This is a genomic window from Pseudomonas sp. Bout1, assembly GCF_034314165.1.
Classification (GTDB): Bacteria; Pseudomonadota; Gammaproteobacteria; order Pseudomonadales; family Pseudomonadaceae; genus Aquipseudomonas.
The window spans coordinates 4,248,658-4,268,886 of record NZ_JAVIWK010000001.1 but is presented as its reverse complement, the minus strand read 5'-3'; the positions used below and the strand labels follow the sequence as shown (position 1 = coordinate 4,268,886).

Annotated in this window: 18 protein-coding genes and 5 pseudogenes; 9 read left to right on the top strand and 14 right to left on the bottom strand. The window is 59.6% G+C overall.

The window, feature by feature from the left end; translation table 11 throughout:
• Positions 1–20 precede the first annotated feature (20 nt).
• A pseudogene (locus tag RGV33_RS19885) lies at positions 21–328 on the bottom strand (IS4 family transposase); the annotation flags it as partial.
• Between RGV33_RS19885 and RGV33_RS19880 the strand changes: the two are divergent.
• Positions 289–765 carry an SDR family oxidoreductase gene (locus RGV33_RS19880; protein WP_322145754.1) on the top strand — a complete coding sequence of 159 codons (477 nt, stop codon included), beginning with the start codon at positions 289–291 and terminating at the stop codon, positions 763–765. The pseudogene RGV33_RS19885 and the gene RGV33_RS19880 sit on opposite strands and share 40 nt — an antisense overlap.
• Before the next feature lie 44 nt (positions 766–809).
• On the opposite strand, the pseudogene RGV33_RS19875 reads toward RGV33_RS19880, so the two are convergent.
• A pseudogene (locus RGV33_RS19875) lies at positions 810–1,223 on the bottom strand (methyl-accepting chemotaxis protein); the annotation flags it as partial.
• A 198-nt stretch (positions 1,224–1,421) separates the two neighbouring features.
• Here RGV33_RS19875 and RGV33_RS19865 point away from each other — a divergent pair.
• Entirely contained in the window at positions 1,422–1,781 is a 360-nt protein-coding gene (locus tag RGV33_RS19865) for a hypothetical protein (RefSeq protein ID WP_322145753.1), read from the top strand.
• An 89-nt stretch (positions 1,782–1,870) separates the two neighbouring features.
• Here RGV33_RS19865 and RGV33_RS19860 read toward each other — a convergent pair whose 3' ends face one another.
• Together RGV33_RS19860 and RGV33_RS19855 are read right to left on the bottom strand one after the other, a co-directional pair.
• Complete coding sequence (locus RGV33_RS19860) at positions 1,871–2,200, bottom strand: DUF6124 family protein (RefSeq protein WP_322145752.1); 330 nt, start codon at positions 2,198–2,200, stop codon at positions 1,871–1,873.
• A 360-nt stretch (positions 2,201–2,560) separates the two neighbouring features.
• Positions 2,561–3,787 carry an MFS transporter gene (locus RGV33_RS19855; RefSeq protein WP_322145751.1) on the bottom strand — a complete coding sequence of 409 codons (1,227 nt, stop codon included), beginning with the start codon at positions 3,785–3,787 and terminating at the stop codon, positions 2,561–2,563.
• A gap of 319 nt (positions 3,788–4,106) precedes the next feature.
• On the opposite strand from RGV33_RS19855, the gene RGV33_RS19850 reads away from it, so the two are divergent.
• Positions 4,107–5,366 carry a serine hydrolase domain-containing protein gene (locus tag RGV33_RS19850; protein WP_322145750.1) on the top strand — a complete coding sequence of 420 codons (1,260 nt, stop codon included), beginning with the start codon at positions 4,107–4,109 and terminating at the stop codon, positions 5,364–5,366.
• 655 nt (positions 5,367–6,021) lie between these two features.
• Here RGV33_RS19850 and RGV33_RS19835 read toward each other — a convergent pair.
• The 4 genes and pseudogenes from RGV33_RS19835 to RGV33_RS19790 form a co-directional block, all read right to left on the bottom strand.
• Positions 6,022–6,133: pseudogene (locus RGV33_RS19835) on the bottom strand (AraC family transcriptional regulator); the annotation flags it as partial.
• Between the two features lie 1,715 nt (positions 6,134–7,848).
• Positions 7,849–8,658, bottom strand: a complete 810-nt coding sequence (locus RGV33_RS19800) for a helix-turn-helix transcriptional regulator (protein ID WP_322145749.1) — start codon at positions 8,656–8,658, stop codon at positions 7,849–7,851.
• A gap of 5 nt (positions 8,659–8,663) precedes the next feature.
• Positions 8,664–9,203: a YbhB/YbcL family Raf kinase inhibitor-like protein gene (locus RGV33_RS19795; RefSeq protein ID WP_322145748.1), complete on the bottom strand. Its 540-nt coding sequence runs from the start codon at positions 9,201–9,203 to the stop codon at positions 8,664–8,666.
• A gap of 101 nt (positions 9,204–9,304) precedes the next feature.
• Entirely contained in the window at positions 9,305–10,168 is an 864-nt protein-coding gene (locus RGV33_RS19790; RefSeq protein WP_322145747.1) for a LysR family transcriptional regulator, read from the bottom strand.
• 113 nt (positions 10,169–10,281) lie between these two features.
• Between RGV33_RS19790 and RGV33_RS19785 the strand changes: the two genes are divergently transcribed.
• Entirely contained in the window at positions 10,282–10,890 is a 609-nt protein-coding gene (locus RGV33_RS19785; RefSeq protein ID WP_322145746.1) for a LysE family translocator, read from the top strand.
• A 17-nt stretch (positions 10,891–10,907) separates the two neighbouring features.
• Here the strand turns inward: RGV33_RS19785 and RGV33_RS19780 are convergent.
• Positions 10,908–11,003: pseudogene (locus RGV33_RS19780) on the bottom strand (DNA-binding protein); the annotation flags it as partial.
• Between the two features lie 72 nt (positions 11,004–11,075).
• Here RGV33_RS19780 and RGV33_RS19775 point away from each other — a divergent pair.
• A complete protein-coding gene (locus RGV33_RS19775; RefSeq protein WP_322145745.1) occupies positions 11,076–11,939 on the top strand; it encodes a sensor domain-containing diguanylate cyclase in 864 nt (287 codons plus the stop codon).
• Positions 11,940–11,964: 25 nt separating this feature from the next.
• On the opposite strand, the gene RGV33_RS19770 is transcribed toward RGV33_RS19775, so the two are convergent.
• A complete protein-coding gene (locus RGV33_RS19770) occupies positions 11,965–12,591 on the bottom strand; it encodes a LysE family translocator (protein WP_322145744.1) in 627 nt (208 codons plus the stop codon).
• A gap of 106 nt (positions 12,592–12,697) precedes the next feature.
• Positions 12,698–13,324, bottom strand: a complete 627-nt coding sequence (locus RGV33_RS19765; protein ID WP_322145743.1) for a glutathione S-transferase — start codon at positions 13,322–13,324, stop codon at positions 12,698–12,700.
• 144 nt (positions 13,325–13,468) lie between these two features.
• On the opposite strand from RGV33_RS19765, the gene RGV33_RS19760 reads away from it, so the two are divergent.
• Positions 13,469–13,630: a DUF2986 domain-containing protein gene (locus tag RGV33_RS19760; protein WP_322145742.1), complete on the top strand. Its 162-nt coding sequence runs from the start codon at positions 13,469–13,471 to the stop codon at positions 13,628–13,630.
• Between the two features lie 46 nt (positions 13,631–13,676).
• Positions 13,677–14,222 (top strand): hypothetical protein, encoded by a 546-nt coding sequence (locus tag RGV33_RS19755; RefSeq protein ID WP_322145741.1) that lies wholly within the window; start codon positions 13,677–13,679, stop codon positions 14,220–14,222.
• Here the strand turns inward: RGV33_RS19755 and RGV33_RS19750 are convergent.
• Complete coding sequence (locus RGV33_RS19750) at positions 14,219–15,118, bottom strand: LysR family transcriptional regulator (protein ID WP_322145740.1); 900 nt, start codon at positions 15,116–15,118, stop codon at positions 14,219–14,221. The two genes, RGV33_RS19755 and RGV33_RS19750, sit on opposite strands and share 4 nt — an antisense overlap.
• Before the next feature lie 174 nt (positions 15,119–15,292).
• Between RGV33_RS19750 and RGV33_RS19745 the strand changes: the two genes are divergently transcribed.
• Both RGV33_RS19745 and RGV33_RS19740 read left to right on the top strand, forming a co-directional pair.
• A complete protein-coding gene (locus tag RGV33_RS19745; RefSeq protein WP_322145739.1) occupies positions 15,293–16,321 on the top strand; it encodes an alpha/beta hydrolase in 1,029 nt (342 codons plus the stop codon).
• Positions 16,322–16,329: 8 nt separating this feature from the next.
• Positions 16,330–17,523 carry an MFS transporter gene (locus RGV33_RS19740; RefSeq protein ID WP_322145738.1) on the top strand — a complete coding sequence of 398 codons (1,194 nt, stop codon included), beginning with the start codon at positions 16,330–16,332 and terminating at the stop codon, positions 17,521–17,523.
• Between the two features lie 34 nt (positions 17,524–17,557).
• Here the strand turns inward: RGV33_RS19740 and RGV33_RS19735 are convergent.
• Positions 17,558–19,122, bottom strand: a pseudogene (locus RGV33_RS19735) (DHA2 family efflux MFS transporter permease subunit).
• The gene (locus RGV33_RS19730; RefSeq protein WP_322145737.1) at positions 19,119–20,228 is read right to left on the bottom strand and encodes an HlyD family secretion protein; all 1,110 of its coding nucleotides are present in this window, start codon (positions 20,226–20,228) and stop codon (positions 19,119–19,121) included. The pseudogene RGV33_RS19735 and the gene RGV33_RS19730 overlap by 4 nt, the downstream one beginning before the upstream one ends.
• Between the last annotated feature and the right edge of the window lies 1 nt (position 20,229).

Genomic DNA, 20,229 nt, shown 5'->3' with positions numbered 1-20,229 from the left:
CCGTGCAGCCTCGGTTTCTCCAGTCGCCACAATGAAAGCACTCGTTTCTCTTTGAGGCTATTGCTTTGATAGCGCCGTTCCAAACCATCTTCTCGCGCCTGCAGTCCAGTTAAAAATATGAGGTAGTTGGCCAATGCTGCAATCAACAACAGCACCTCAATGCGCTTTGGGCAGTGGCTTCGATGCAAATTCAGACCCAATCCCAGGTGCTCACTTTTGTAACGCAGTACAAATCGACGAAGTGAGGGGCGCTACGCTTCATCTCGACGCGCCCCAACGATTTAGGTGATGAAGTGGCCAGAGCGTACAAGTTCTTCACGGGGTGCCAGTGCCAATCACAACCAGGACGAAACAATCGCAGAAGTGACCACGGACGAATTTGTTCGCGTCATGATCACCAATGCACTGAGCCCCATGCGTGTGATCGAGGGCCTGCAACCCCTGGTGCGTGCCAGCGGGCTGATCGGCATCATGTCGTCGGGACAAGGTAGCGTGAGTAATAACGAGAAAGGCGGCCACGAGGTGTATCGCGGCACCAAGGCAGCACTGAACATGTATATGCGCAGTTATGCTGCACGGCACGCCGCCGACCCTCGGGCCTTGGTATTACTGGCACCAGGCTGGATCCGTACCGCACTCGGCGGGCCAAACGCCCCCTACAGCGTGGAGGAAACAGTCCCGAAAATCGTCAGCACGCTGCTCTCGCAGCAAGGCAAGCAAGGCCTTCGGTACATCGACCGGGAAGGTCAAACCGTCCCATGGTGATGGGCGACAGGGGACGGATTTATCTCATTCAAAATAGATCCCGCTCACTGATGAAACCGGCGCCCCAACGCATCCAACCGCACCGCAATCGGTGGCAACCGCTCACTGCTCCTTGCCAGCGTCTCCACATCCTGCGCCGTACTCTGCGCAATGCTCTGCACTGATTGCAGCCGCCCCACAATCTCCACATTCGCCGTGGATTGCTCGCGGGTGGTCGACACAATCCGCCCATTCAACTGATCAATCTGCGAAATATCATTACCCACCGCCCGCAGCATCTCCACTGCCAGTTGGCTGTCTTCCACGCAGCGCTCCACGCCTTGGCGGCTGTCGTGCATGGCTTCAACCGCCAGCCGGCTGCCGTGTTGCAAGCCTTCGATAATCGTCTTGATCTCCTGAGTCGACACCGCCGTGCGTTGCGCCAGGCTGCGTACCTCATCGGCGACCACGGCGAACCCAAAAAATAGGGGTCAGACCACATTCAAAATAATGGTGGTCTGACCCCGATTCCATGTCGCTGACATAGTCATCGAGGCTCTCGGGAAGTAAAGTACTTTGGCCTCGATGTTCACCTTGGATAACGCGCTTCATAGGCGATCACGCAGGTTCAAGAGTGCATCTTGGTGCAGCTAGCCAACAGAGAGTAGGGAATCACAATGGCTGAATACCGTTACACGAACGCGGATAGATTGAGTCAGCTTAAGAAACTAGAGTCAGCACTGCCCGAACTGATACGGGTCGCTAGTTCCACTCCAGCGATGACTTACGTTGAAGATTATCGTCTGGCGCTGGCGAAGGCCGTTGATCTTCAAAAAAAGGGATTTACCCAAAATGAACTATCAGCCCTAGCGCGAGCCATCCCGGATGTTTTCGATCGACATAAAGATTGGATGCCACCCATGCAACAGATAGAGACTGGTGAATGGGTTGAGCACGAGTGGTGGACGTTACTTGATGAAAAATTACAGCCTGTCCTGAGTCTTGCCAGAACGTTGCAAATGCTTGGGTACTACTAGTTACCTGCGGCAGCAATGTTTGATTTATTCGATTCCGATTCGGACGGCTTTCGTCTTTACACATTGAGCGGCTTGGACAACGTCCGGCTTCAGCTACAAGGCACCTCCCGATCCATCAGCTTACCCATCAACAGCACCCCCAACTCACTCAACTGGTGAATAGCCAGCGCCACATCACGGTCTTTCCCGCTCAGTTCTTCCGACAGATCAAGCAGCAATGCACTGACCGAGGTAAAGGTTTCATAGCTATTGGTAATCAGGCTTTCACTGCTCACATCAGCAGCCACGCTGAACAGCGCACCCGACGGCGGGGCGGTTTGGGCGGAGGAGGGATTGAGATAGTGATCCAAGGCACGTTGCGCGGCTTGGTTGAGTTTCAAATCGGCAGTTCCCGGAGGATTCGGCGTTACCTTGAACATTGTTTGGATTCTCTATGTGTGCCGCCACCTTTTCGCTACTAAACGAATGGGGTGGCAGCTGTGCACAGGTTAGTAGACCGGGAATCCAAACAAAGACCGGCGCGCCCGAAGACGCCCTGCGCACAGCCACCATCAAGCACAGACTAAAGACGTCTGATAGATGAAGCTCATGCACATTGCTCGGATAATCCAGGGCTACTAAACCCGATCACTGAGGTTTCAGCGACCGAGCAACCTTAGAGACGCCAACCCAGGTGCACAAGCCGGCGGATTCTGACGCAACTGTAGGCAATGGAGCAAGGTGCCGTGCTCACTGCCTCAAACCACAGGACTGAAATCAATCAGTCCTGTTTTCCCTGATCAGGCAGGTTGAGCCGCCAGGCTATTACTCACCTTGCGCCCCAACACCAGCACCGTCACAAACCCGGCGCCCACCAGCGCCGTCGCCAAACTCAACAGCACCGAAGTCCCCAGCTTGTCGACAATCTGTCCGCCAAAGAACGAGCCCAGGGCAATGATCACCTGAAACAACGCGACAAACAGTGGCATGCCACGCTCCACATCCTTGGGTGCAACCACAAACATCCAGATGCTCGCGCAGGCCGGGAAGGCGCCGAAGGCAAAGCCCCACAGGGCGATCAGCATCACGGCGCCGCTCATGCCGGTGGCGAAGTAGGGGAACAGGGCGGTGCTGGTGCCGATCATCAGGGCGACCAGCAGCAGCGTGTTGCGCACGCTGCGGTTGGCGGCGAAGCCGGCGAAGACGTTACCCATGACCCCGGCCGCGCCGTAGAGCAGCAGCAGCGAGCCAATGGTCGGGCCGTCGAAGCCGGAGCTGTTTTTGAAGAAGGGCGCGACGTAGGTGTAGGCGGCAAAGTGCGCCAGGCCGATCAGCAGTACGGCGATCAGGCCGACCCGGGCTTGGGGGTTGATGAACAACGCCGGCAGGTCGCTGACGCGAATGGCTTTTTCCGGTTCGAGGCGCGGCAGCAGGAACATCTGTGCCAACAGCACCGGGATGCCCACCAGCGCGGTAACGAGGAAGGTCATGCGCCAGCCCATCAGGCCGCTCAGCCAGGTGCCGACGGGCACGCCGAGCACGGTGGCCAGGGTCACGCCCATCATGATGATCGAGGTGGCTTTCGCGACGCCCACGCCCTTGGGCGCCAGGCGGCCGCTGAGGGCGATGGCCGTGGCCCAGAAGCCGCCGATGCTGATGCCCAGCAGTACGCGGCCGAACAGCAGCAGGCTGAAGTCGCTGGCGTAGGCCACCACCATGTTGGCGATGATCATGATCAGGGTCAGGCCGATCAGCAGGTAGCGACGGTCCATGGCGCCAATGCCGATGGACAGCAACGGGGCGGCGAGGGCGGCCATGATGCCAGGCAGGGTGACCATCAGGCCGGCGTGGCCGGCGCTGATGCCTAGGTCGGCGGCGACGTCGTTGAGTACGCCCACCGGCAGGAACTCGCTGGTGACCAGGGCGAAGGCGCCCACGGCCACCGAGAGAATCGCCAGCCACTGCTGCGTGACGGTTTGTTGATTATGTTCGGGGAGGCCGCTAGGGGCCCGGCTTGCGCTTGGCATGGTGTTGGGTTCCGGGAGGAGATTTCGCCTGCGGACAGACGGGAGGGAGAAAGTGGAGGCGATTATAGGAATCGGTTTTGGTAAGCCAATAGACGAGCAGTTCGATAGTAATCATCAGTCTCATCGATAAGACGCCCAGCGCAGAGCGTGCGCTTGTGTGCACACCCACCCGATTCCCCATGGCCCAACTCCGCGTGTAATCCGGCCCGATCCCGCGCGCCAGAAAAAATCCTGCGCTGCATCCTGAGTTCCGGCCTGTCAGTTGTGCTGATGTGCCGATGCGTTTTAAGACCGATCAAACAATAACAAAGAGGTGCTTATGCCCGTGATCCATCGCCCTTCATCGCTCGTTGAACGCCGTTCGCTTAACGTATTGATCTGTGCTTCGACACTTGCGCTGTCGTTGACCGCCTGCGCCGCCACCGCGGAACCTGCGAAGCCCTACCCATTTGCACACGAGCCGATTGGCGATGTGCAGGCTATCTATGACGGCAGGCTCAGTGAGGAGCTGGCGGTGACGACCTTCCGCAATACGGACCGGTTGTTCCCCACGCGCACGATCAAGGCGGGCGGCCATCCGCTCCCGTTACCGCGTAGCAGCGAGCCACTTGGCCCGGTGGCCTTTGACTACAAAGGCAAGCACTACAGCCTGGATGACTACGTGGCGATCAACCGGGTAACCGGGTTGTTGGTGCTCAAAAACGGCAAGATCGTTGATGAGCGTTACGAAAAAGGCAACACCGCCGACACCCGGTGGATGTCGATGTCGGTGGCCAAGTCCATCACCTCGACCCTGGTGGGCGCGGCCCTGCAGGACGGCGCCATCAAGAGCCTGGATGACAAGGTCACCCGCTATTTGCCGGCGTTGGCGGGTAGCGGTTACGACCAGGTCACCGTGCGGCAGATCCTGTCGATGCGCTCCGGGATCAAGTGGAACGAGCAATATACCGACCCCACCTCAGACGAACGCCACTTGATCAAACTGCGCAGCGAGCAAGTGCCGGGGTCGCTCCTGAAATTCATGGCCAGCCTGCAAACGGCGGCGCCGCCTGGTACGCGCACCAACTACAGCACCGGTGAAACACAAGTGTTGGGGCAGTTGGTCAGCGCCGCGGTGGGCAAGCCACTCACGCAATACCTGAGCGAGAAGATCTGGGCACCGTATGGCATGCAAACCGATGCCAAATGGTGGCTCGACGGCACCAATGGCAATGAAGTGGGCGGCAGCGGTATTAGCGCAACGCTTGAGGATTACGGGCGGTTTGGACAGTTCGTACTCAGCGGCGGCAAGGCGGGCGGGCAGCAAGTGTTGCCTAAAGGCTGGCTGAGTTTTGCCAGCGCGACCACGGGCTCAGACGCGGCGTACGGTGACTTTGCTTCCATGTGGTGGCCGGGCTGGACGGCGGCTTCCAAGGCCGATAAAGCCTTTACGGCGGCCGGTACGTTTGGTCAATACGTTTACATCAACCCGACTAAGAATGTGGTGATTGTTGTGTGGCAGGCACAGACCAAGCCCACGGGTGGCAAGGTGATTGACGATATGTATGCTTTTGATGCAGTTGCCAAAGCCCTTCAGTAACCACTAAGTACCTGTAGTGAGGGAGCTTGCTCCCGCTGGGTTGCGCAGCGGCCCCAAAAACTGGGCCTGCTGCGCAGTCCAGCGGGAGCAAGCTCCCTCACCACAGGTACGGGCCACTCAGGTAATGTGTGGACCTCACATCGCCGCCCGCAACGAGCGCGGCGACAGCCCATAATGCGACTTAAACCTCACCGCAAACCGTGAAGCCGACGCATACGCCACACGCGTTGCAAATTTCCCCGATGAGAAATTTCAGCCATTAACATCGTACCTGTAGTGAGGGAGCTTGCTCCCGCTGGGTCGCGCAGCGGCCCCAAAAACTGGGCCTGCTGCGCAGTCCAGCGGGAGCAAGCTCCCTCACCACAGGTACGGGCCACTCAGGTAATGTGTGGACCTCACATCGCCGCCCGCAACGAGCGCGGCGACAGCCCATAATGCGACTTAAACCTCACCGCAAACCGTGAAGCCGACGCATACGCCACACGCGTTGCAAATTTCCCCGATGAGAAATTTCAGCCATTAACATCGTACCTGTAGTGAGGGAGCTTGCTCCCGCTGGGTCGCGCAGCGGCCCCAAAAACTGGGCCTGCTGCGCAGTCCAGCGGGAGCAAGCTCCCTCACCACAGGTACGGGCCACTCAGGTAATGTGTGGACCTCACATCGCCGCCCGCAACGAGCGCGGCGAAAGCCCATAATGCGACTTAAACCGCACCGCAAATCGTGAAGCCGACGCATACGCCACACGCGTTGCAAATTTCCCCGATGGGAAATTTTCAGCCATTAACATCGCACCAGTAGTGAGGGAGCTTGCTCCCGCTGGGTCGCGCAGCGGCCCCAAAAAATGGGCCTGCTGCGCAGTCCAGCGGGAGCAAGCTCCCTCACCACAGGTACGGGCCACTCAGGTAGTGTGTGGACCTCACATCGCCGCCCGCAACGAGCGCGGCGACAGCCCATAATGCGACTTAAACCTCACCGCAAACCGTGAAGCCGACGCATACGCCACACGCGTTGCAAATTTCCCCGATGAGAAATTTTCAGCCATTAACATCGCACCTGTAGTGAGGGAGCTTGCTCCCGCTGGGTCGCGCAGCGGCCCCAAAAACTGGGCCTGCTGCGCAGTCCAGCGGGAGCAAGCTCCCTCACCACAGGTACGGGCCACTCAGGTAGTGTGTGGACCTCACATCGCCGCCCGCAACGAGCGCGGCGAAAGCCCATAGTGCGGCTTAAACCTCACCGCAAACCGTGAAGCCGACGCATACGCCACACGCGTTGCAAATTTCCCCGATGAGAAATTTTCAGCCATTAACATCGCAGCTGTAGTGAGGGAGCTTGCTCCCGCTGGGTTGCGCAGCGGCCCCAAAAACTGGGCCTGCTGCGCAGTCCAGCGGGAGCAAGCTCCCTCACCACAGGTTACGGGCCACTCAGGTAGTGTGTGGACCTTACATCGCCGCCCGCAACGAGCGCGGCGAAAGCCCATAGTGCGACTTAAACCTCACCGCAAACCGTGAAGCCGACGCATACGCCACACGCGTTGCAAATTTCCCCTATGAGAAATTTCAGCCATTAACATCTTACCTGTAGTGAGGGAGCTTGCTCCCGCTGGGTTGCGCAGCGGCCCCAAAAACTGGGCCTGCTGCGCAGTCCAGCGGGAGCAAGCTCCCTCACCACAGGTACGGGCCACTCAGGTAGTGTGTGGACCTCACATCGCCGCCCGCAACGAGCGCGGCGAAAGCCCATAGTGCGGCTTAAACCTCACCGCAAACCGTGAAGCCGACGCATACGCCACACGCGTTGCAAATTTCCCCGATGAGAAATTTTCAGCCATTAACATCGCAGCTGTAGTGAGGGAGCTTGCTCCCGCTGGGTTGCGCAGCGGCCCCAAAAACTGGGCCTGCTGCGCAGTCCAGCGGGAGCAAGCTCCCTCACCACAGGTTACGGGCCACTCAGGTAGTGTGTGGACCTTACATCGCCGCCCGCAACGAGCGCGGCGAAAGCCCATAGTGCGACTTAAACCTCACCGCAAACCGTGAAGCCGACGCATACGCCACACGCGTTGCAAATTTCCCCTATGAGAAATTTCAGCCATTAACATCGTACCTGTAGTGAGGGAGCTTGCTCCCGCTGGGTTGCGCAGCGGCCCCAAAAACTGGGCCTGCTACGCAGTCCAGCGGGAGCAAGCTCCCTCACCACAGGTTACGGGCCACTCAGGTAATGTGTGGACCTCACATCGCCGCCCGCAACGAGCGCGGCGAAAGCCCATAATGCGACTTAAACCGCACCGCAAACCGTGAAGCCGACGCATACGCCACACGCGTTGCAAATTTCCCCGATGAGAAATTTCAGCCATTAACATCGTACCTGTAGTGAGGGAGCTTGCTCCCGCTGGGTCGCGCAGCGGCCCCAAAAACTGGGCCTGCTGCGCAGTCCAGCGGGAGCAAGCTCCCTCACCACAGGTACGGGCCACTCAGGTAGTGTGTGGACCTCACATCGCCGCCCGCAACGAGCGCGGCGAAAGCCCATAGTGCGACTTAAACCTCACCGCAAACCGTGAAGCCGACGCATACCCACACGCGTTGGAAATCTCCCCAATGGAATCCCTGGAGGTTTGCAGCCACTGCAACGCCGCCCCCAGCCGAACATTTTCCAGAATGGACCTGAAGCTCGCATCCTCGTTGGCCAGCTGCCGGCGCAAAGTGGATTCCCCCAGATTCAACTGCTGCGCAACCGTGGCAACGGTCCAGTCCCGGGACAGGTTGCTGCCGATCAGCCGCTGCACCCGCTCACTCAACGGATCATTGCGATCCATCAGCAACGGCCCCGCCTGGCCGGCCAGGCTCAGGCACAGCAGCACGGCTTCACCATAGTGAGTACACAAGGCCGCCGGGGCGCCTGAGCTGAGTGCAATCAACAGTTGGTCCCAGGCTTGGCGGGTCTGTTTGTCCAGGCGCACGCACAGGTCGGTATTCAGGCTGCCCTTGAACTGCGCGCCATACCGGGCAACGAAGTTGCGCAGCACCGGTACCGGAAACGACACCACATCGGCGATGTAGTCACCCTGGGCGCCGGGAAAGTTGGTCACGCCGAGCTCGCGGCCCGCCGGCAGTAAAATCAAATGCTGGGGGCCGGCACGCATTTCGCGCGCGTCCCACTGCAACCGTTTTTGCCCTTGGCGCACGCGGCACAGGGCGGTCACGAAGATCGGCACGCGTTGCAGGGTGTGGTGTTGCCGGGCCCTGATCACGCAGCGTTCGATGATGCTTTCCCGGTGCCGCAAACCTTCGTGAACATCCATCGTGACTAGCGTCCGTAAGGGGCCGTGATTGTGGCCTTGGCCAGGCTGTTGGCATTGAGCATGTAACCGACCAGGGCGCCGCTGGATTGATTGTCGATCGCCAGCGTGTCGACTTTCAACGCCCATACGGTGAATTGATAGCGATGCGGTTTATCACCCACTGGCGGGCACGCGCCGCCAAAGCCGGGTTGGCCGTAATCCGTGCGCCCTTGCACCGCCCCGGCCGGCAGGTGCGTGCCGACATTGCTCGGCACGCGGGTGACGGTAACGGGCAGGTTGACCAGCGTCCAGTGCCACCAGCCGCTGCCGGTTGGTGCATCGGGGTCGTAGACGGTGATGGCAAAGCTTTTGGTGCCCGCCGGGGCGTTGCTCCAGGCCAGGGCAGGGGAGGTGTTGGCGCCGTTGCAGCCGAAGCCGCTGAATTCTTGCAGGCGCGTCAGCGGTCGCTGGTCGGCAATGTCCGTGCTGCTGAGTGAGAAGCTGGCGGCGTGCCCGCTGGCGGCCAGGACCAGGGTGATCGCAGGGGCAAGTGTTTTGAGTTTCATCGCGGTGGTATCCAGGCGTGGTTTGAGCCTTGATCCTAAACAGCGCGGGGGTATGGCATTGCGCCGAAGCGCTCGATGATTGTGCCGAAACGCTCTGTTCACTAAGGCTGAACCCTCAGCGCCCGGATGATGAACGCATGCAGGCTATTGACCGCCTTGGACCCACGAGACGCCCGGCTGCGCAGAATCGAAACCTCCATGGGTTCAATGCTGCCCAAACCGTGTTCGTCACCCAGTACCTGAAGCGAGTCTTGTACGGTGCACTGCGTGATCGCGGCAATCGCCAGTCCGCCCTCAACGGCGGCCACCTGGCCGGCAAGGCTGGAGCTGTTGTACACCACCTTGAATTCGCGGCCCTGTTGGGTCAGTGAGTTCACCGCATATCGCCGGGCCAGGCTTGCGCTTTCGTAGACCGCGATAGGAATCGGGTTTCGCCGCCACAGTTCGAACTGGGGTGAGCCCACCCACACCATGGGCTCCTTGAACAGGAATGTGCCGCTCTGGGGAGAGTCCCTGGACACCAGCGCCAGATCAAGGTCGCCGCTTCGCAACCGCGGGATCAGCGTGGTCGACTGTTCACAGGTCAATTCGATTTCCACGCCGGCGTAGCGCGGCGAATAACGCTTGAGCAGCGGCGTGAGGTACCGGGCCGCGTAGTCTTCTGCGACGCCCAGGCGGATGCGCCCGGTCAGTTCTTCACCGTGAAACGCCGCCTGGGTTTCAGCGTGAAGGGCGAGCATGCGCCGGGCGTAGCTGAGTAGCGTCTGGCCGTCGGCGGTCAGTTGCAGGTGCCTGGGGCCACGGCTCAACAGTTGCCGCCCAAGGGCCGCCTCGAGTTTTTTCATCTGCATGCTGACGGCGGACTGTGAGCGATTGACCTCGTGGGCAGCGCCCGACAGCGAGCCGGCGTCCACCACGGCCACAAAGCATTTAAGCCAATCGAGTTGCAAATCGCTGGCTGGCATCGCGGTTTCCTTTATTCGTTAATCGAATGGCTAAGGCCTGAATTATGCGCTTTTCATGAAGGTTTGTTCACCCGCAACATTCTGCCCAGAACCAACACCTACTGGATCGGATCATGCCCTTTGAGACCTGGTTGCTTTACCTGGTTACCTGCTGCGGCATCGCGGTGGTGCCCGGCCCCAATGCGCTATTGGCGCTGACCCATGGCGCCCTGCATGGCAGCCGCAAAACGCTGTTCACCATCAGCGGCGGCGTGCTCGGTTTTGCGATCGTGCTGGCGCTGTGTGCCTTGGGGTTGGGTGCACTTATCCAGGCGTCGGCCAGCTTATTCACGGCATTGAAGGTGGCGGGCGGGCTGTATCTGATCTGGCTGGGCTTCGGGCTGTGGCGGGCTGCGCCCATCAGTCTTGAGGCGACCGGCACGACAAGCTCGCGCAGTTGGTCGCTGTTCCGCCAGGGGCTGGTATCGGCCATTTCAAACCCCAAGGCGTTGCTGCTGTTCACCGCGTTCATTCCACCCTTCCTGGACCCGCACCGCAGCATCATCGCGCAGACCCTCACCATCGCGCTGACCTACGCCGTGGTGGAGTTTATCGTTGAGTACCTGGTGGCCAGCGCCGCGCACCGGGTGCGGCCTTGGCTGGCGCGAACCGGCCGGCGATTCAACAAGGTGTGTGGCGGGTTTTTTGTGCTGTTTGGGTTGGCTCTGCCGATTCATGCCTGAAGGCACCGGCCCACTCCTCAAGGGTGTTCAATCACCATCACCGCCGTGGTATCCGCCTCAAGTGCCTCAAACACATGGGGCGCATTCGCCAGGTAGCTGATGTAGTCGCCCGCGATGATTCCTTTTCGCCATCCATCATGATCGGGCTATGATCGGCCCACCCGAACCAGACGCTTCCCTGACCTATGCCCATTGACCTGCACGCCCTCTATCCCAAACTGATCCACTTGATGCTGGATACGGTGTTCGTGGTCGACAGTGAAAACCAGATCGTGTTTGTGAGTGATGCCTGCGAAGCGTTGCTGGGGTACTGCGCCGACGAACTCACCGGCACCCTGATCACCAACTATATGCACCCTGAAGACCTGGCGCGCACCCGGGCCTCGATCGTACGGGTGATGAATGGCAAGCCCCATGTCGACTTTCGCAACCGTTACATGCGCAAGGATGGCAGTGTCGTGCACATCCTGTGGGCGGCCTTCTGGTCCCAGGAAGTGGGCGCGCGGATTGGCGTAGCACGAGACATCACGGCCCTGACGCAAGCCGAGGAAGAACTGCGCTTTCTCGCCCATCACGACCCGCTGACGGCCCTCACCAACCGCTCACTGTTCAATGACCGGCTGGACGAGGCCCTGTACGCGGCCCGCCAGCACAAAAGCGCCCTGGCCTTGTTGTTTCTGGACGTGAATGACTTCAAGGGCATCAACGATGTGCACGGGCATGCCCTGGGCGACCGCGTGCTCTGCGTGATTGCGCGGCGGCTGGAAGGCTGTGTACGTGAGAGTGACCTGGTGGCACGCATGGGTGGCGATGAATTCACCGTGCTGCTGGCGGATATCCAGTCGCCGGAGGCCGTGGCTGCCAAGGTACAGCAGATACTCGCGGTGATGGCCCAGCCCCTGAGCGCTGAGTTTGGCGCGGTGAAGATGCCGTCCTGCAGTATCGGCGTGGCGTTTTACCCGGCAGACGGTGAGGACGCCGACAGCCTGCTCAGTCATGCGGATGGCGATATGTACCGGGTTAAAAGGCAGCGGTTTGCAACCGAGTGACCCAGGTTCAACACGGCACTACGGATTAACGCTGCTGAAACGCTATTTTCAGCCCCAACCCCATGAACAGCGTCCCAATGATCTTCCCCTCCCAACGACGCAACCTTGAAAGCCCCGTCATCCAGCGGCTCAACGGGCGGATCGCCACCGAAATCAGCGTGGTGTACACCGCACTGAGCCCCGAAAAAATCAAACCCAATACCGCGAATTGAGCCAGGGAAGAACCCGATTCCGGGTGAATGAACTGCGGCAGGAACGCCAGAAAGAAAATCGCGGTCTTCGGGTTCAGCACTTCAGCGCCCACCGCCTGGAAATACGCCTGGGCCGCTGTCACCGTGGGCAGATCCTTGCGCGTGCTTGCGCCAGGCTTGGCCATGAAGGCGCGCACGCCCAAGTAGATCAGGTAACAGGCGCCCACGATTTTAACCACGTTGAACGCCACGGCCGAGGTCATCAGGATCGCGGACAAGCCCAGCGCTGCGCACAGCGTATGGATCAGGTCGCCCGAAGCCACGCCCAACCCAGTAGCAATTCCGACCTTGCGGCCACCCTGCAGGGTGCGGGTGATTACCAGCAGCACGGCAGGGCCAGGGATCAGGAACAGGCCGATAACAACGGCTACGTAGGTCAAAATGGGGGCCAGTTCGAACATCGCGAGTTCATCTCAGGAGTGGAAACGGCCTACAGTAATCCTCATTCTGGGGGTTAACGCAATACAACTGGGTTGTCGGCGTTCGGCCCCGAGGCACTCATGTGCCTCACTTCGCAAACGCGTATTCCCCACCCTGTTCCAGCGCCTTGCGATACGCCGGCCTTTGCTGGAACCGTTGTACCCACGCCGCCACGTTCGGGTACGCCTGCAGCTTGCCCTGGGCCCTGGCGAATTCGCCAATGAAACTCATCTGGATATCCGCGCCAGTCAATTCCTCACCCACCAGGTACGGCGTCAGCCCCAGCGCGTTGTTCAGGTAACCCAAATAATTGGCCAGCTCCGCGTCAATGCGCGGACGCAACGGCGCGCCGGCGTCACCCAGGCGCCCGACGTAAAGGTTGAGCATCAACGGCAGGATGGCCGAGCCTTCGGCGAAGTGCAGCCATTGCACGTACTCATCGTACGTGGCGGTGGCGGGATCGGGTTGCAGGCGGCCGTCGCCATGGCGGCGAATCAGGTAGTCGATAATCGCGCCGGACTCGATCAGCACGTGGGGCCCGTCTTCAATCACCGGCGATTTGCCCAGCGCATTGATGGCCTTGAGCTCCGGTGGCGCAAGGTTGGTTTTCGGGTCGCGCTGGTAACGCTTGATTTCGTAGGGCAGGCCGAGTTCTTCGAGCAGCCACAGGATGCGTTGCGAGCGAGAGTTGTTCAGGTGGTGGACGATGATCATGTCGGCTCCGCAGGGCGAAAGTAGGTGTGTTTAGGAAAGACCGCTGTGGCGCTGTGGAGTGCCATGAATTAAATGTGCTTCGATAGCGGCATGAAAGATGGATAATCACAACGGCAAGCACTGATTAAAAACCGGATAGAACACATGAATCGTCAAAAAAAACTACAGCAGTTGTTCAAGGCCAAGGCCAAAAAGGCCAGCGCCAAATTGGCACCTGCGCGCAAGGACAAGTACATCAGTAAAGCTGATCGATTGAAACTGGCGACTGAATCTGCTGATGAGCCCGTTGTTTCTTCTGAGGGCTGATCCAGAAGGCCTAAGCATCATCCGATAGGGAATCGACGGAAAAACCATGAATACTGCTCAACTCGCGATTCAGCACTACATACTCGCCAAGGACGGCAACCGTCCGCATTTGCTCAACCGGGCGTTTGTTCCGGAGGCGACCCTGGACATGGTGGTGCGCACCGGTTCCATCTCGTTCCCGCCCCACGTTGAAGGGGTGGGCGGCATCGGCGACGTGCTGGTACGGCGATTCGGGCGGACCTTTGAAAACGTCTATACGTTTTGCCTGGGGCAGCCACCCGAGGCGGGGGCCAAAACCTATCAGTGCAAATGGCTGGTGGGCATGTCCGACAAAAACACCGGAGAAGCCCGGGTTGGGTGCGGCGTGTATGAGTGGCAGTTCAGCGCCGAATCGGGGCTTGTTGAAAAGCTCACTATCACTATCGAGCATATGAAAACCCTTCCAGCGGCGGATCTGGCGGGTGTCATGGAATGGGTATCAGGGCTGAATTACCCATGGTGCAGCCTGGAAGCCGCAGTGAGTACTGCGCCACAGAGTGTGGCGGTTAACGAGGTCACCCAGTTTCTTACTGCTCAAATGCCTCGTTTCTAGTAGGGGCCATCGGCTCGTAGCGCATTCAGAACAAGCGTAAAGGCAGGTGTTGGCAAGCGACGGCTTGGGTAGTACAGGTGATAACCCGAGAACAACGGGCACCAGTCCTCCAGGACTCGTACCAGGCGGCCATTCTCGATATGCGGTGCAAATTCTTCTTCCGGCAGGTACGCGATGCCCAAGCCGTTAACGGCCGCAGCCGGTACATGTGCGCTGGTGTTAAGAATGATTTGGCCTGCGACGCGCACGTTGACCTTGCGGCCACGCTTTTCGAATTCCCAGACAGCGAGCCCGCCAAGCGTTGGATAGCGAATATCGATACATCGGTGATTCACCAGATCCTGTGGCTTTTTTGGTACGGGATTGCCGGCGAAATACGCTGGCGCCCCTACGACAGCCATCCGTACCTGCGGGCCGATAGGGATGGCGATCATATCTTTATCAACGGTGTCGCCAAATCGGATGCCTGCATCGAAGCGGTCCGCGACGATGTCCCGGAAGCCATAGTTGATATCAAACTCAACCTTGATATCGGGGTATTCGAGGAGCAACGGCGTGAGCCGGGGAAGCAGTATTGTCCTCAGGACAAAATCACCACAGGTAATGCGCACCGTGCCTGCGGGCTTGTCCCGCAGCTCGGTCAAGGCATCCACCTCGGCCTCGATTTCATCGAAGCGATGACCGATGGTTTGCATCAGGCGCTCACCCGCACTGGTCGGCGAAACGCTACGAGTGGTGCGTGTCAGGAGTCGTATTTCCAGGCGCTTTTCAAGCCCGGAAACAGCCTGGCTCAGCGCGGACTGTGTGACACCCAAGTGAGCCGCAGCCCGTGTAAAGCTGCCTGCCCTGGCGACCGTCACAAAGGCCAGAAGGTCATTCAGATTATGTCTTGGCATCGTAGGCGGCCTATCTGGATTGATTAGTCTGACTTATAGCTTCAACAAGCTTTCATTAGATTATCAAGCATGACGCACTCACGGAGAATAGGCCAAGCCTCGTCTGTTATCACAGGCGTGGTCCTTACCCCTTGCTGGTCTTGGCCGGCACCTATTCAACGATGGGAGCACCTCATGAGAAAACTGGTTGTCTTGCTTGGCCTTCTGATGTCGTCGCTCTGTGCACTGGGAGCAGGCATGTCTAACGGAGCCGATAATTTTTACAAAAGTGAGAAGGTCACGATGCAGAAGGTGACTTTCAAAAATCAGTACCAGATGAACACCGTAGGGAATCTGTTCTTCCCAAAAGATTTGAAACCGGGCAGCCAAAACGCCGCGATCATCGTTGGCCATCCCATGGGCGCGGTTAAAGAACAGAGTTCGAACCTGTATGCGCAGAAGCTGGCAGAGCAGGGTTTCGTGACCCTTGCCATCGATCTGTCGTTCTGGGGCGAAAGTGATGGCCTGCCGCGCAACGCGGTGTCGCCGGAAATCTATGCTGAAGACTTCAGTGCTGCCTTGGACTATCTGGGCACACAGACGTTTGTTGATCGAAACCGGATTGGTGTCCTGGGCATTTGTGGCAGCGGCAGCTTCGTTATCAGCGCTGCAAAGATCGACCCGCGAATGAAGGCGATTGCCACGGTCAGCATGTACGACATGGGCGCAGCCAACCGAAACGGCTTGAAGCATTCCGTCACTGTCGAGCAGAGGAAGCAAGGCATTGCCGCGGCTGCCGAACAGCGCTATGCGGAGTTCACCGGCGGCGAAACCCGATACACCAGTGGGACAGTCCATGAACTGACGGACAAATCCAACGCGATAGAGCGCGAATTCTACGATTTCTACCGCACGCCACGCGGTGAGTTCACCCCCAAAGGCCAATCACCGCTGCTGACCACTCACCCAACGCTGACCAGCAACGTCAAGTTCATGAACTTTTATCCGTTCAACGATATCGAGACGATTTCGCCACGCCCGATGCTGTTCATCGCCGGTGAACAGGCTCACTCCCGTGAGTTCAGTGAAGAGGCTTATCGACTGGCTGGCCAACCCAAGGAGCTCGTGATCATTCCAGGTGCGGGCCATGTGGATCTCTACGACCGAGTCGACCTGATTCCTTTTGCCAAACTGACCTCGTTCTTCCAGACCAACCTGAAGTGACCGACCCGATGAGCAGCACCGTTTTGCCTACTCAAACAGCGAGCCGTCAGGTATGGGGAGCAGTCCTGGCGATGGCGCTGTGCGCCTTCGCCCTTGTGACTTCCGAGTTTCTGCCGGTGAGTTTGCTCACGCCGCTTGCGAACGATCTCGGGCTTACGGAGGGGCAGGCTGGACAAGCAATTTCGATTTCCGGCCTCTTCGCGGTCATCACCAGCCTGTTCATCTCCAGCGTCATTCGCAGGCTTGACCGAAGGCCTGTTTTGCTATTCCTGACGGCCTTGATGATTGCCTCCGGCACGCTCGTTGCCTTTGCCCCGAACTACTCGACACTGATGGTGGGGCGCGCCATTTTGGGCATAGCGATCGGAGGAAGTTGGGCAATGTCGACCGCGGTCATGATGCGGATTGCACCTGAGCCTTTCGTGCCTAAAGCCATCGCGTTGATCCAGGGCGGTACCGCACTCGCCACGGCGGTCGCAGCGCCGATTGGCAGTTTTATGGGCGGGCTGATCGGCTGGCGAGGTGCATTTTTTTGCGTGGTTCCACTCGCGGCTCTGGCGCTGTGTTGGCAAGCCTTCACCCTGCCGAAAATGCCTGGTCAAGATGAGCCTGGGTCTGCTGTTGATGTCTTTCGGTTGTTGGGTCGCCTCAACGTCTTTCTGGGCATGGCGGCAGTGGCATTTTTGTTTATGGGGCAGTTCGCGCTATTCACCTATCTGCGCCCGTTCCTTGAGTCGGTGACCCGCGTTGATGTGTCGGGTTTATCCCTGCTACTGCTGATCATCGGGATGGCCGGGTTGGCGGGTACGATGCTGATCGGTTCATTGCTGAACCGCAGTCTTTATCGAGTGCTGACGCTGATTCCGCTGTTGATGTCGGGCATTGCCATGGCGTTAATAGTCTATGGCAGTTCAATGCTGGCTACAGCCGTTTTGCTGGGCGTGTGGGGGCTGGTTGCTACGTGCGCGCCTGTGGGTTGGTTCACTTGGTTATCGCGCACATTGCCTCAGGATGCCGAAGCCGGAGGAGGGCTGATGGTGGCTGTCATTCAGTTGGCTATCACCCTCGGCGCGACGTTAGGGGGCGTGTTGTATGACGGGGCTGGCTACCAGGCCACTTTTATCGTGAGTGGCATGTTTCTTCTGTTGGCTTGCGTGCTTGCATTGCTCGTATCACGGACGGATACGCCACCGGCACGATGATGCGGCACCCTGCGTGGCGTGGCTGCCGTCATCTTCAATGCGCATCCGCCGTCGGCTGCTTCGGCGGCTGCACCTTGCGCATCAGGGGCACCAGCAACACGGCGACGATGAAGCACACCATGATCATCAAAAAAGCATCCGCATAGGTCAGCGTCTGCGCCTCGCGCCAGGTCAGCGCCCACAGTTGATGCAGCGCGAACTGGCTGGCGTCCAGGCTGTTTTGCCCCAGCAACTGGGCATTGCCGGAAAGCTGCTCCAACCACACATTCATCGATTCGTTCTGGATGTTCAGATGCTCGGCCAAGCGCAAGAAGTGCAAATTGGTGCGGTCATTCAGTACCGTGGCGCAGGCCGCGATGCCAATGGCACCGCCGAGGTTGCGCATCAGGTTGAACAGCCCCGAGGCGAGTTTTAGCCGGTCGGGAGCCAGCGCGCCAAGGGTAAGCGTGACCACGGGCGGCACCGCCATTTGTTGGGCAAACCCGCGTATGGCCTGGGGCAGCAGCAACTCCTTGGCGCCCCAGTCGTGGGTGATAGGGGAGAAGTCCCACATCGACAGGGCAAACAGCGACAAGCCGAACATCAGGATCCAGCGCAAGTCGAAGCGGTTGGCCAGTAGCGCGTACACCGGGATCGCCAGTAACTGGAATATCCCCGTGGAAAACACCGCCAGGCCGATATCCAGCGAGCCGTACCCGCGCACCCTGCCGAGAAACAACGGCGTAAGGTAGATGGTGGCAAAAATGCCGATACCGGTGATGAACGAAAACAGGCAGCCCAGGGCGAAGTTTCTATCCCGCAGGGCGCGCAAATCGACAATCGGCTCCTTGATTTCCAGGCAGCGCCAGATAAACAGCCCGCCACTGATGGCGGCGATCCAGGCGGTGGTGGAAATGGTGCTGTCACTGAACCAGTTCCAGCGCGGGCCTTCTTCCAGGGTGTATTCCAGGCAGCCGAGAAACACCGCCATCAACGCCATGCCGGTGTAGTCGGCACCCTTGAGCAGCGACGGGTTGGGGCGGTCGACCTTGACCAGCATCGGCACCGCAAAGGTTACGAACAGGCCGGGCACCAGGTTGATGTAGAACAGCCAGTGCCAGGAGGAAATATCGGTGATCCAGCCGCCGACCGCAGGGCCGAGTGTGGGCGCCAGGGACGCGATGGCGCCGATGGTGGAGGCGGCGATCACCCGTTGCTTGCCGTTGAAGTACATGAACGCGGTGGTGAACACCAACGGGATCATCGAGCCACCCAAAAACCCTGCAAGGCGCGAAACGCGATCATGCTCTGGATGTTCCAGGCCATCGCACACAGCAGGCTGGTGAGGGTAAACCCGGCTGCCGATGCCGCAAACAGCCAGCGCGTGCTCATCACCCGCGACAGCCAGCCCGACATGGGGATGACGATGATTTCGGCGATCAGGTAGGCGGTCTGCACCCATGCGGTATCGTCTGCACCGGCAGACAGCCCACCGCCGATGTCCTTGAGCGAGGCGGACACGATCTGGATGTCGATCAAGGCGATGAACATGCCCACGCACATGGTGGCGAAGGCCGCGACCTTTTGTGATGTGCTGAGGGTGGGCAACGGGCTGTTCATAGCTGGGCCTTGAGTGCGCTGGCCTGGTCGTCGAACGGCTCATCGGTGTTGACCCGGGCCATCACCGACAGCCCCGGGCGCAGGGCGCCAAAGTCAGCATCGTTGCTGTCGAGCCGTACACGTACCGGCACGCGCTGCACGATCTTGGTGAAGTTGCCGGTGGCGTTTTCCGGCGGCAATACACTGAATTGCGCTCCAGTGGCGGGGGCCAGGCTCTCGATGTGCCCGTGGAATTCACGGCCCGGCAGGATATCGGCGCGGATATTCACGCGTTGGCCAATTTGCAGGCGCCCCAGTTGGTCCTCCTTGAAATTGGCGTCTACCCACAAGCCTTTCGCCGGCACCACCGAGATCAACTGGCTGCCGGCCGCGGCGTAGGCACCGACCCTGGCGCGACGGTTGCCCACATAGCCGTCCACCGGGGCACGCAGTTCGGTGTAGCTGATGTTCAGTTGTGCCTGGTCGCGTTCGGCTTGGGCTTGCTGAAGCGCGGCACGGGCCTGGCCGCGCTGGGTTTCAATCACGTCGATTTGCCGGGTGGCCGCCATCAACCCGGCTTGCGCCCGGGAGTGATCGGCGCGGGCGGTCTTCCACACCGCGTTGACCCGTTGCGCGCTTTCGACCGACACAGCCTGGCTGCGCACCAGGTTCTGGTAACGCGCCTGATCGTCGCTGGCCCGTTGAGTTTCGGCGTCGGTAGCGTCGATCTGGGCCTTGGCCTGGTTGATCACCGCCAGTTGCAGTTGTTCGGTGGCGTCCAGGTTGGCGAGCGAGGCCTGTTGCGCGGCCACGGCGCCATCGGCTTTGGCCAGGGCCGTGCGGTAGTCGCGCACATCAATGCGGGCCAGCACGTCACCGGCGTGCACGAACTGGTTGTCGAGCACGGTCACTTCGCTGATATAGCCTGGCACCTTGGCGCTGATGACCGTCACATCCGCGCCCACGTAGGCGTCGTCGGTGTCTTCGACAAAGCGGCTGACCAACCACCAGTGGCTCGCGTACCACACGCCACCCACCACGGCCAGGGTCAGCAGGCCCAGGCGCAGCACCTGTTTGCGCCGGGATGTTTTCGTGGGTTCGGGCACAGCGCTGGTGTGAGCGTCCATG

Bases quoted from the DNA above. Each gene is read 5' to 3' on its own strand.
- RGV33_RS19750 (WP_322145740.1), bottom strand. From the start codon at position 15,118: ATGCCAAGACATAATCTGAATGACCTTCTGGCCTTTGTGACGGTCGCC.
- RGV33_RS19745 (WP_322145739.1), top strand. From the start codon at position 15,293: ATGAGAAAACTGGTTGTCTTGCTTGGCCTTCTGATGTCGTCGCTCTGT.
- RGV33_RS19795 (WP_322145748.1), bottom strand. From the start codon at position 9,203: ATGAAACTCAAAACACTTGCCCCTGCGATCACCCTGGTCCTGGCCGCC.
- RGV33_RS19740 (WP_322145738.1), top strand. From the start codon at position 16,330: ATGAGCAGCACCGTTTTGCCTACTCAAACAGCGAGCCGTCAGGTATGG.
- RGV33_RS19785 (WP_322145746.1), top strand. From the start codon at position 10,282: ATGCCCTTTGAGACCTGGTTGCTTTACCTGGTTACCTGCTGCGGCATC.
- RGV33_RS19865 (WP_322145753.1), top strand. From the start codon at position 1,422: ATGGCTGAATACCGTTACACGAACGCGGATAGATTGAGTCAGCTTAAG.
- RGV33_RS19765 (WP_322145743.1), bottom strand. From the start codon at position 13,324: ATGATCATCGTCCACCACCTGAACAACTCTCGCTCGCAACGCATCCTG.
- RGV33_RS19790 (WP_322145747.1), bottom strand. From the start codon at position 10,168: ATGCCAGCCAGCGATTTGCAACTCGATTGGCTTAAATGCTTTGTGGCC.
- RGV33_RS19730 (WP_322145737.1), bottom strand. From the start codon at position 20,228: ATGGACGCTCACACCAGCGCTGTGCCCGAACCCACGAAAACATCCCGG.
- RGV33_RS19770 (WP_322145744.1), bottom strand. From the start codon at position 12,591: ATGTTCGAACTGGCCCCCATTTTGACCTACGTAGCCGTTGTTATCGGC.
- RGV33_RS19800 (WP_322145749.1), bottom strand. From the start codon at position 8,658: ATGGATGTTCACGAAGGTTTGCGGCACCGGGAAAGCATCATCGAACGC.
- RGV33_RS19760 (WP_322145742.1), top strand. From the start codon at position 13,469: ATGAATCGTCAAAAAAAACTACAGCAGTTGTTCAAGGCCAAGGCCAAA.
- RGV33_RS19880 (WP_322145754.1), top strand. From the start codon at position 289: ATGAAGTGGCCAGAGCGTACAAGTTCTTCACGGGGTGCCAGTGCCAAT.
- RGV33_RS19850 (WP_322145750.1), top strand. From the start codon at position 4,107: ATGCCCGTGATCCATCGCCCTTCATCGCTCGTTGAACGCCGTTCGCTT.
- RGV33_RS19755 (WP_322145741.1), top strand. From the start codon at position 13,677: ATGAATACTGCTCAACTCGCGATTCAGCACTACATACTCGCCAAGGAC.
- RGV33_RS19860 (WP_322145752.1), bottom strand. From the start codon at position 2,200: ATGTTCAAGGTAACGCCGAATCCTCCGGGAACTGCCGATTTGAAACTC.
- RGV33_RS19775 (WP_322145745.1), top strand. From the start codon at position 11,076: ATGCCCATTGACCTGCACGCCCTCTATCCCAAACTGATCCACTTGATG.
- RGV33_RS19855 (WP_322145751.1), bottom strand. From the start codon at position 3,787: ATGCCAAGCGCAAGCCGGGCCCCTAGCGGCCTCCCCGAACATAATCAA.